7 protein-coding genes and 1 pseudogene are annotated in these 10,374 nt (G+C 63.3%); 4 read left to right on the top strand and 4 right to left on the bottom strand.

The genetic code is table 11. The features are described from left to right. Both EOC93_RS30280 and EOC93_RS30275 read right to left on the bottom strand, forming a co-directional pair. A partial coding sequence (locus EOC93_RS30280; protein WP_127206463.1) for a glycosyltransferase occupies positions 1–872 on the bottom strand: 872 nt, incomplete at its 3' end. Between the two features lie 5 nt (positions 873–877). Beyond that, on the bottom strand, positions 878–1,441 hold the full coding sequence (locus EOC93_RS30275; protein ID WP_029353441.1) for a polysaccharide biosynthesis/export family protein: 564 nt from the start codon (positions 1,439–1,441) through the stop codon (positions 878–880). Between the two features lie 360 nt (positions 1,442–1,801). Here EOC93_RS30275 and EOC93_RS30270 point away from each other — a divergent pair, with 360 nt between their 5' ends. After that, positions 1,802–3,994, top strand: a complete 2,193-nt coding sequence (locus tag EOC93_RS30270) for an exopolysaccharide transport family protein (protein WP_127206462.1) — start codon at positions 1,802–1,804, stop codon at positions 3,992–3,994. Between the two features lie 45 nt (positions 3,995–4,039). Here EOC93_RS30270 and EOC93_RS30265 read toward each other — a convergent pair whose 3' ends face one another. After that, entirely contained in the window at positions 4,040–5,269 is a 1,230-nt protein-coding gene (locus EOC93_RS30265; RefSeq protein ID WP_127206461.1) for a GNAT family N-acetyltransferase, read from the bottom strand. Between the two features lie 91 nt (positions 5,270–5,360). Here EOC93_RS30265 and EOC93_RS30260 point away from each other — a divergent pair, with 91 nt between their 5' ends. Next, positions 5,361–6,416: a polysaccharide deacetylase family protein gene (locus tag EOC93_RS30260; RefSeq protein WP_127206460.1), complete on the top strand. Its 1,056-nt coding sequence runs from the start codon at positions 5,361–5,363 to the stop codon at positions 6,414–6,416. Positions 6,417–6,732: 316 nt separating this feature from the next. On the opposite strand, the gene EOC93_RS30255 is transcribed toward EOC93_RS30260, so the two are convergent. Continuing rightward, the gene (locus tag EOC93_RS30255; RefSeq protein ID WP_126106881.1) at positions 6,733–8,478 is read right to left on the bottom strand and encodes an adenylate/guanylate cyclase domain-containing protein; all 1,746 of its coding nucleotides are present in this window, start codon (positions 8,476–8,478) and stop codon (positions 6,733–6,735) included. A gap of 561 nt (positions 8,479–9,039) precedes the next feature. Between EOC93_RS30255 and EOC93_RS30250 the strand changes: the two genes are divergently transcribed. Together EOC93_RS30250 and EOC93_RS30245 are read left to right on the top strand one after the other, a co-directional pair. Next, on the top strand, positions 9,040–9,636 hold the full coding sequence (locus tag EOC93_RS30250; RefSeq protein ID WP_127206459.1) for a tyrosine-type recombinase/integrase: 597 nt from the start codon (positions 9,040–9,042) through the stop codon (positions 9,634–9,636). A gap of 255 nt (positions 9,637–9,891) precedes the next feature. Beyond that, positions 9,892–10,374 (top strand): annotated as a pseudogene (locus EOC93_RS30245) (PA-phosphatase); the annotation flags it as partial.

The following is a 10,374-nucleotide window of genomic DNA, read 5'->3' as shown; positions in this document are numbered from 1 at the left end:
ATATAGGGCATGGCTTCCGCGCGCGAGGGAACGACAACCAGTTCGGCCAGCGCGAAGGCTTTGCGCGCCGGCATCGGCGGCAGGAAGCGCACATGGCCTTCGAGCCCGAGCCGCTTCACTTGCGCATGGTAGCGCGGCAGGTCGTCGCCGTCGCCGACCATCACCGCTTTCAACGGGCGGCCAAGCCGCGTTCCGGCAAGAACCAGCGCATCGATGAAGATGTCCGGTCCCTTGAGGTCGCGCATCATGCCGATATAGAGGACATCGGCCGCATTCGGCTCGGTCCGCACCGGCTCGAACTCGGCGGCGCGCAAGCCGTTGTGGACAAGGTTGTTCGGTGTGGGCGGCTCGCCGACCTTCCTGCGATAAGTCTGTCTTTCATAGTCGGAGACAAACAGAAGATAGTCGGTGAAGCGCGCCATGAACCGTTCGAGCGCGAAGAACAGCTTCCCCGCGACAGTCGTCTCGTCATAGTGAAGAGAGCCGCCGTGGGGCGAATAAACGCGGGCTACGCGAGACCTTGATACCCGCAACAATGAGCCGAACAGGCGGGCATAGGCGCCACCCTTGGCGCCGTGCCCGTGGAGCACGTCCGGCCGCAATTCCTTGATAATCCCAAAGGTGCGCCAGGCCGAGGCGAGGTCGCCCGGCCCGACATGCCGCTGCATCGGCGTGCGATGGATGCCGAGCGCCATTCTACCTTTCATTTGTTCGAACAGGTGTTCCTCGAAATCGCCGCCCGTCGTCGAATCGCAGACGATGCCGACCAAATGCCCGGCGGCGACCTGCGCCTCGGTCAGGTCGCGCACATGACGAAAAATCCCTCCGACAGGTGAGCGAAAGCAGTGGACGATCCTGAGTGTGTCCGCCACGTGGTCTAGAACAGGCGTTCGCGAACATAGACCGTGTCACCGGGCAGAAGCGGGTCGGAGGTGGCCACGCGACCGGTCATGACCTTGCCGTTGATGTCGCGGGTGATGTCGACGCTTTCCTGGTTGGCGCGCGGGCTGAAACCACCGGCGATAGCGATCGCCTTTTGCACGGTCAGGCCGGGAACATAGGAGTATTGGCCCGCGGCACCGACTTCGCCCATGATGAAGATCGGCCGGTAGCGGTCTATCTCGACCGAAACGTCGGGATCGCGCAGGTAACCCTGGCGCAATTTGTCGGCGATCTCGCCTTCGAGCTGCTGTGCGGTGTGGCCGCGCGCCGGCACGGCGCCGACGAGCGGGATGGACAGGTAGCCGGATTGGTCGACGCTGTAGACGTTGGTCAACCCTTCCTGCTCGAACACGGTGACGCGGACCCGGTCGCCGGCACCGAGGCGATAGGGCTGATCGAGCATTTTATGAAAGGCGGCCGGCGCCGGCCGGTAGCTGGAGCAGCCGGCGAGCAACGACACGGCGAGCAGCGCGCGGAAGAGGGAAGCAGTGCTTTTCATGACCGGACACGTACCTTCGACTGGCCGCTGTTACACCGCGGCAAACTTTGGGAGTCGAGGTCCGTTATCATCCCGTTAGGGTTAATGGCCGGTAAAGGCGTGCAGCGGAAGCGGCGGCATCCGACAAAAGACGACCGGTTTCGATGCTTTTATTGCCGCTTGCGAGTAAAACCTAACAGATGCTTACCGCGATATTAACGGCTGAGTTACCATAGTTGTTTACCGTGCATCCTGACCAATGCATGTCGCCCAAAAGTGCGCAGCGGTTTTGGGACAACGACATGCATGAAAACAAGAGCTTAAAGCGCGTCACCTGAACCTGTTCAAACGCGACGCGCTTTAAGTACCGGAGCAGGATGCATGTCCGTTCAATCCGCGGCCGCAGATGTCGACGTCGATCTCAGGCAGCTCTTCGCAAGCCTGGCGAGGAACTGGCTGCGCATTCTTGTCGTGGCGCTTGTAGTAACCGGCCTGGCGCTCGCGCTCGCCTGGCTCGCCACGCCGCATTACATGGCCGAAACACGGCTTTTGATCGAAACGCGCGAATCCGTCTACACGCGCCCCGACGGCACCAACAACGACGACAGGCCGATTCTCGATGAGGAAGGCGTGACCAGTCAGGTCGAGGTCATTTCCTCGACCGACATCCTCAAGCAGGTGGCGCAGAAGCTCAATTTATCGCGGCTTCCCGAGTTCGACGAGGCGGCTGACATGCCGGTGTTGAGTCGTCTGCTCGTCATCGCCGGCCTGAAAAGCGACCCCAACGAGATTCCGCCGGAAGAACGCGTGCTGAAGACCATGCGCGAGAAGCTCAACGTCTATCGTGTTGAAAAATCGCGCGTTATCGTCATCGAATTCTCCTCGGAAAACCCCAGGCTTGCCGCCGAAATTCCGAACGCCATCGCCGACGCCTACATCTCCGTCCAGGGCAATGCCAAGACCGAATCGAATTCCGCTGCAACCGACTGGCTGGCGCCTGAGATCGCCGACCTGTCAAAGCGGGTGAAGGATGCCGAGGGCAAGGTAGCAAGCTACCGCGCCCAGTCCGATCTTTTGATGGGCGGCAACAATTCGGTGCTCGCCACGCAACAGCTTTCCGAACTGTCCAGCGAACTGTCGCGGGTGCGCGCCAATCGCGCCTCGGCGGAAGCGACTGCCGACGGCGTGCGCAGGGCGCTGCAGAATGGCGGTTCGCTGGATGCGGTGCCGGAGGTGCTGTCTTCCGAACTCATCCAACGTCTGCGCGAGCGGCAGGTCGAGCTCAAGACCAATATCGCCGACCTTTCCACCTCCTTGCTCGACAATCATCCACGCATCCGGGCGCTGAGGTCGCAGCTTGCCGATCTCGATCGCCAGATCCGCAACGAGGCGGAAAAGATCATGAGAGGGCTGATGACGCAGGCGCAGACCGCCCAGGCCCGCGAAAATCAGCTTGTCGCCGACGTCAACACGCTGAAGGCTGCATCGGCGCGCGCCGGCGACCAGCAGGTCGAACTGGACGCGCTGCAGCGCGAAGCGACCGCCCAGCGCCAGTTGCTCGAATCCTACCTGACCCGCTACCGCGAGGCATCCTCGCGCAAGGACAGCAACTATCTTCCGGTCGATGCGCGTGTCTTTTCCCGCGCGGTGGCGCCGTCCGAGCCCTATTTCCCAAAAATCCTGCCGATCGCCGGTGCAGCCTTCGTCGGCTCGTTGCTGCTCATGGCGATCGTGACGCTTCTGCAAGAGCTGTTTTCGGGTCGCGCCATGCGGCCGGCCGCCGGCGCCCGCTTCGAGCGGATCGAGCAGGTCGCGATGCCCGTTGCCAGGCAGGAGCCAGCCGACATCGAAGAAAGCGATATCGAAGAGGTCGAGGACCGGGCGGCGGAAGCGGAGGCAGAGCCGGAAGCGGTTGCCGCGGTGCAAGCAACTGCCCCAGCAACGGGCGAGGACGTCGAGCCGGCGCGCCCCACCCTTGGCGAGGTCGATATCGACAAGGCGGTGGAGAAACTGATCTCAAGCGGTGCCGCACGCGCCATATTCGTGTCGCCGGAAGGCGACGAGGCGGCCGCCTCTGCGGTGCTGGTGGCGCGAGAGGTTTCCGACGCCGGCCTGCGTGTGCTCCTGCTCGATCTCACCGCCTCGGGCGCCGCCTCGCGGCCGATGCTGGACAGCGGGCTTTTCCCGGGCATCACCAATCTACTCGCCTCGGAAGCGCAGTTCAGCGACGTGATCCATCCCGATCTCTATTCGGACTGCCACGTCATTCCCGTCGGCACCGCCGATCCGGTCCGCGCAATGCGCGCCGCCGACCGGCTGCCGATCATCATGCAGTCGCTGACCACCGCCTACGATCTGGTCGTGGTCGAATGCGGACCCACCGACGCGCAAGGCATCGGCCGCCTTGTCGGCGAGGGCACCGAGGTCTTCCTGTCGATGCTGGAGCCGGACGACGAGGTTACGCATGCCGCGGTCGAGCTGATCGAGAGCGGCTATCCCGACCTGACGCTGGTGACGCCGGTCGGCCATGCGACGCCAGGGACGCCGGTGCCGGGACGGCGCTCCGCCGCCTGAGACGGTTCGATAGTTTTCCCGAAGTCCCCGAAATCCCGGCAGCGATCAGCTGTCGTCTTCGCCAGCGGCAGGTGCTGCGTGCCCGGCCGTCTTGCGGCGAAGCACCTTTGTCAGCTTCCAGATCGTCGGGCTGTTCTTGACGAAGGCTTTCAGGCGCGCGCCTTGCAGCAGGATAAGCGCCAGCGCGCGGCCCTTCAACGTCAGCGGAACCAGGACCTCGAAATGCTGGGTCTCGATATCGCACCACAGCCGTTTGTAGGGTTCGTCGCCGACCGAGAAATCATAGACATCGAGCCCCCTCTCGCAGGCCTCCTGGATGTTGTCGAAGAACAGGAAGTCTCCGGGGCTGGTATGGGCGAGGTCGTCGTCGGCGATCGCCCCGAATTCGCAGATCAGGCGTTTTCCCGTGCGGCTCGATCCGGTGACCGCGCGAAGCTTGCCGGCGACCTCGAGCCCATGCAGCACGAAGGACGGCTTGTCGTCGCAAAGCGCTTCGACGAACAGCGCACGGAAGAAAGTACGAACCTCCGGCTCACCGAAGACGTTGGCGATGCCCATCTTGCGGAAGCGGAACTCCTTCATCTCGAAAAACGCATCGAGCAGTCTGTTCACCTCGTCCGCTGTCCGGGCCTCGATGCGGCGTTGGCTGCCGACGGCCTCGAACTTGCGCGTCTGCGAGCGGTGCTTCTTGCGCTTGCGCTTGCCGCTCGCGCGGGAGAGCAGTGCATCGAAACCTCCCGCCAAGTCGACGGCCAGCGACAGGTTCGGGCTCGGAAAATTGGGCAGCGAGGCAAGCGGATTGGCAATGCCTTCGAGATCTGGCAGCAGCCGCTCCAGTGCGACGAGGTCGATGTCCGGCCGCGCCTTGGCGACCGCCGCCAGCATAGAGCGGATTGCCGCGCCGTCTGTCTTGGTCAGCCAAGACGGGTCGGCGGCGGCGAAATTGCCGTTGGCATGGCGGCCGCCCATGAAACGGGCGACGCGGAATGGACCGCTGCTGGTGACTTCCAGCGCCAACGAAAAAACCGGCCGGCCTTCAGCGCTCAGCGTCGCCAAAACGCTGTCCGCCTCGGCATGTTTGGCCCAGTTCAGGATCCAGGCCGGGCTCTGTGCCGGCGCGAACAGCGCCGAACGGCAGAACTCGGCATAAGCTGCAAATGCTACGCTGTCGGCGACCGAGACCGACAGGCCGGCATGATCCACCGGCAACGCGCGCGGCGCCGCCTCCACTGCTTCGAGCCGATTGCCATCAAATGACGCGGTGGCGTCAACCATACCTCAATCCTTTAAGGCGTATTCACCGCGATTGGGGGCTCGCGTAGGCGCATTCCCTGCTGGGATGAGCCTAGGCGCAAAAGGTGAACGAATGATCGACGGGGGCGAGGCAATCCGGAAACTGGCGCTCAACGTCGTCCGCTATACCGGTCTTGCCCCGCTGGCCAAGCCGTTTGTCGGTGGCATCGGCGCCATCCTGATGCTGCACCGGGTCACCGCCACGCCGGAAAAGCCTGGCAGCGTCAACCGGCATCTCAACATTGCGCCTGAGTTCCTCGATGCCGTGATCGCCGACATGAAGGCGAACGGCTATACATTCGTCACGCTGGACGAGGCGGTCGAGCGCATCAAGGCCGGCGGCAAGGGCGGCCAGTTCGCGGCGATCACCGCCGACGACGCCTACCGCGACAACATGACCGAGGCGCTGCCGGTGCTGGAAAAGCACGGTGCGCCGGTCGCCATTTATGTCGCGCCGGGGCTGATAAACGGCGCCGCCGATCTATGGTGGGAGGTGGTCGAGGACATCGTCAGCGCGCGGGACCGGTTGCTCCTGACAACGCCGAACGGTCCGGTGACGATCGACTGCTCGACCCCAGGCAAGAAACTCCAGGCCTTTGCCCGCCTGCACGACTATCTGACGCTGGAGGTCCGCGAGGAGGACCAGCGCGCGGTGCTGCGCGAATTGGCGCGGTCGAACGGTATCGAGTTGGACGCACGCCAGGGCGTGTTGATGAACTGGGACGAGATCCGTGCCATGGCGGGGCATCCGCTGGTGACGATCGGCGCGCATACGGTCAATCATCGCAATCTGAAGCGGCTTTCCGAAGCCGACGCGCGCCATGAGGTTGACGATGTCAGGCGCATATTACAGGCCGAACTCGGCGAGGCGCCGCGCCATTTCGCTTATCCCTATGGCTATGCCAGCGCCGTCGGCGGCCGCGAAGTCGGCTTTGCCCGCGACGCCGGCTATGCCTCGGCGGTGACGACCCGCCACGGCGTGCTGCGCGCCGAACATGCCGGCTTCCTGCAAGCGCTGCCGCGCATTTCGGTCAACGGTCGCTATCAGAGCGTTCCCCATATCCGCACGATGCTGTCGGGCGTGACGACGCCGCTGGCCAACGCCGGCAAGATGCTCGTCACCATCTAATGGTGAAAGTCTGACACTTGGTACCGGTGGACGGCAAGAACCGACCCCTTGCGGGCCATCCCTGATAGCAGGTCAAGGGAACGTCGTGACCTGAAGGCGACATTTGTCTGGACCGTCGTTAGGTCTCGTCAGGCTGGAAACCGGAAGTTCGACGCGAACCCAACAGAGAGCTCGCCGGCTGTTCACGGCTGCTCTACGCGCTCAGTCCTCGGACAAGCCGGCCAGAGAACTATCCTTCCAGAAGCGACGCGGGATCAAGGGACGTCGCCTGGCCGGACGTGACGCGCAGGAGAGGGCATCTTTGCAAACGTGACGATCACTCCGGCACGCCGGCAATACCCAGCGCCTCGACGTAGCGCTCGGCGAACACCTTGTCTCGCCACGGGTTGATCTGCCTCTGCAGGCCGAGCGTGTAGGTCGGGAACGCCTCCATCAGCCGCCGCGCCGCCGCCTGCGCCTCGTCCAGCCGATTGAGTTTGACCAGCGCCATGATCACCACCCGGTGCGAGGAGCCGTAATTCGGCATCTCGCGCAGCGCTCGTTCTCCCCAAGCCAGCGCTTCCTCGTAGCGTTCGAGCATCAGGTAGCTCATCCCGATGCCGGAGAGCGCGATGCCCTTCTCGGGGTCGACCGGGCTCAGCCGCATTGCCCTGTGGAAGTGCTCGATCGCGACGAGGGGGCGGCCGGAATGGGCGTTCACCCAGCCGCTGCCCGTATAGCCCTGCGCCGAATTGGGATTGAGGAGCAGGGACCGTTCGATCGTGTCCAGCGCCGTCTCGTAATCCTTGGCGCTGTAGGCGATCACCTGCGCGGCGAAACGCAAGCTTGTCGGGTCGTCTCGCGCGTCGGCCAGCACCTCGCGGGCCATGCGCACGGCGACGCGGAAATCGTCGGGCTCGTGCCAGCACTGACTCACGGACAGGCTGCGGATATAGGCACCGAGTGCCTTCGCCAGGGTGAAGCCTGGGTCGATGCTGAGCGCCTCGTTGGTGAGCCGGCGCACGTCGGCAAAGCCTTCGCGCGTCATGCTGTAGAAGCGCGGCAGCGCGCGAAGGTAGAGGTCGTAGGCGCTGATGTAGTCGGTCGGCTTCATGCGCGCCTGCTTGATCTCCTCCAGCCGGATGCTCGGCTCGACCGCACCGACGACGCTCTCGGTCACCTTGTCCTGCAGGTCGAAGATGTCGCTCACGTCGCCCTCGAAGCGGTCGGTCCAAACATGGTGCCCGCTGATCGCGTCCACCAGCTGCCCGCTGATGCGCACCCGCGATCCTGCTCTGCGGATGCTGCCTTCGAGCACGTAGCGGACGCCCAGCTCGCGCCCGACCTGGCGCAGGTCCACCGCTCGGCCCTTGTAGGTGAAGGACGAGTTGCGGGCGATCACGAAGAAGGAGTTCACCCGGCTCAATCCCGTGATGATGTCCTCCACCAGCCCGTCGGCGAAGTATTCCTGGTCGGGGTCGCCGCTCATGTTGGTGAAAGGCAGAACTGCGATCGAGGGTTTCGTGGGCAGGGGAGGCGGTGCAGCCACCGAGGCGCTGGCGTCGGTCTCGACGCGATAGGCGCGCACAGGCCGCTCGATGTTCTTGAGGCGCAGGTCGCCGAGCAGCGTGAAGCCGCCGTCGAGCTTGCCTTGAAGGTGGTCGTAGGCGGTGCCCGAGACGACCACGGCGCCGGGATCGGCGATGCTTTCGAGGCGGGCGGCGATGTTGACACCGTCGCCGTAGAGGTCGCCGTCCTCCTCGCAGACCACGTCGCCGAGATTGACGCCGATGCGGAAGCGTATCCGCTCTTCCTCGGGCGTCTCCGCCTCGTGTTCTGCCAAAGCCTGCTGGATCGCTATCGCCGAGGTCACCGCGTTGACGACACTCGCGAACTCACACAGAATGCCGTCGCCAGTGAGCTTGACGATCCGGCCCTGATGCTCGGAGACCAGCGGTTCGAGGAGGTCCTTGCGGTATGTCTTGAGCCGCTCGAGCGTGCCGCGCTCGTCGCGCTCCATCAGGCGCGAATAGCCGACCACGTCGCAAGCCAGGATCGCTGCGAGGCGGCGCTGCGCGGTCATTGCACCGCCCGGCCAGGCACGTGCACGCGGGCTGCCTTGCGCCCATGCCCCGCCAACTTCCAGACGTCCAACGTGCATGGTATCCATCTCTCCCAGCCGCTGCCCATCGCCGATTCAGAACGGGGAACGCAGCTTGACCTTGCCTTCACGAGATTTCGCTATCCCGCTTGCGAGGCGTGGAGCGATCCAGTCACCGCGCTAACAGCGAACCGGCGACACGCCCACGCAGCCTCTGGGGACGCTGACACGCCACTCCCAGAAGGCCGGAGATATTTGCGGCCCTTGGTAACCGGTTGACGCCACCGTGGCGGTGCTTTTGTCACCGCGATGTAACAGCGAGATGCCCTACGAGCGCGCGCATCAGGCATCACACCAGACGTTCGCGCTTAGAGGTGCTGAGGTCGGAAAGTGGCGCGACTCTACCCATCGAGCACTGCGTCGACCAGGCTGACATCCGGCAACCTTGTGCGATCGAATCCTCGAAGACAACGCCCTTTAGCCGCTACAATTCGCGGCTCGCGTCGGGCGCTGCGGTGCGGAGGGCGGCATGGGAGAAGGACCATGCCCAGTTGCTACCGGGGCCACATCGTTGGCCAAAAGCCTCCTCTGAAGCCGCGTGAGGTCTGGAGTATCCGGACACGACTTCAGGTGTCGGGCGCTGAACGGGATCTAGCGCTCTTCAATCTCGCCATCGACAGCAAGCTTCGAGGTTGCGAGCTGGTGGCCGTCACTGTCGGAGACATAGCCCTTTCCGGCAGCGTCCGCGATCGGGCGGTGATTGTTCAGAGGAAGACCGGGCGACCTGTGCAATTCGAGATCACGGAGCAGACCAGAGCCGCAGTCGGTGCATGGATAGCCCGTCGCCACCTCACCGAAAGCGAGTTCCTGTTTCCCAGTCGCGTGAGAGTTAAGCCGTATATGTCGACAAGGCAGTACGGGCGGATCGTCGAGAAGTGGGTATCCAGCATTGGGCTCGAACCAAAGCGACACGGAACGCATTCAATGAGACGCACGAAGGCTTCACTGATCTACAAGAAGACCGGCAACATTCGTGCGGTTCAGCTGCTGCTCGGTCATACCAAGCTGGAGAGCACCGTGCGCTACCTCGGTATAGAAGTAGATGACGCTTTGGCGATCTCTGAACAGATCGAACTGTAAAGCCATGCGGAGCGGCGCTATCATCCAAGTGTCGCTCCGTGACCCGAGCCTGACCTTTCCGTCGCGGGCGTAAAGGTCCGCAGCGGGCGGAAAAGATGACGATCAACCTTCGGTCGCGACGTTCAAAAACGCGCCTGTATTCGCTTTGGTTGGGGGCGCCTTTGTGTATAATTAGACACCGCTAAAATAACAACGCGACGAGAGCCGGCAAAACTGATAGGTACTTGGGCTGGGGTCAGGAACCGGAGACCCAACATGCTCAGAGCCCTAGGCAAGGCGTGCGCGGTAATCCTTTTGTCAGGAAACTACGCTTTCGGCCAATCGGATTCGATAGAGCCGGAGGCTGGAACTTGGAAGACGTGGGTGATCACGTCAGGAAAGGATCTCCGCGTACCGCCGCCACCGGACGATTCCGCAACTGAACTGAAGCAGCTCCGCGATCTTGTCGCAAAGAACGATGCGCAGACTGCCGCCGGGATCACGTTCTGGGATGCCGGATCGCCCGGCTATCGATGGATCGAACTGGTCAATAACCGCCTTCTCGAAAACCAGCAGATTCCCAATGCACACCGCGTCTACACCTATATGACCATGGCGATCCACGACGCCACGATCGCGGCGTGGGAGTCGAAGTATTTCCACAATCGCCCACGCCCGAGCGAGGCGGACACGACGCTGCCGACTGCGCTGCCGACGCCTCGCAGTCCATCCTATCCTTCTGAACACGCGTCAGCTGCC

The sequence above is a fragment of the Mesorhizobium sp. M6A.T.Ce.TU.002.03.1.1 genome (genome assembly GCF_003997275.1).
Taxonomy (GTDB): Bacteria; Pseudomonadota; Alphaproteobacteria; order Rhizobiales; family Rhizobiaceae; genus Mesorhizobium; species Mesorhizobium mediterraneum.
The sequence above is the reverse complement of the archived record's forward strand: the minus strand, read 5'-3'. Positions and strand labels throughout refer to the sequence as shown.

Excerpts from the sequence above, each read along its gene's own strand:
- EOC93_RS30275 (WP_029353441.1), bottom strand. The coding sequence starts at position 1,441 with ATGAAAAGCACTGCTTCCCTCTTCCGCGCGCTGCTCGCCGTGTCGTTG.
- EOC93_RS30270 (WP_127206462.1), top strand. The coding sequence starts at position 1,802 with ATGTCCGTTCAATCCGCGGCCGCAGATGTCGACGTCGATCTCAGGCAG.
- EOC93_RS30265 (WP_127206461.1), bottom strand. The coding sequence starts at position 5,269 with ATGGTTGACGCCACCGCGTCATTTGATGGCAATCGGCTCGAAGCAGTG.
- EOC93_RS30260 (WP_127206460.1), top strand. The coding sequence starts at position 5,361 with ATGATCGACGGGGGCGAGGCAATCCGGAAACTGGCGCTCAACGTCGTC.
- EOC93_RS30255 (WP_126106881.1), bottom strand. The coding sequence starts at position 8,478 with ATGACCGCGCAGCGCCGCCTCGCAGCGATCCTGGCTTGCGACGTGGTC.
- EOC93_RS30250 (WP_127206459.1), top strand. The coding sequence starts at position 9,040 with ATGCCCAGTTGCTACCGGGGCCACATCGTTGGCCAAAAGCCTCCTCTG.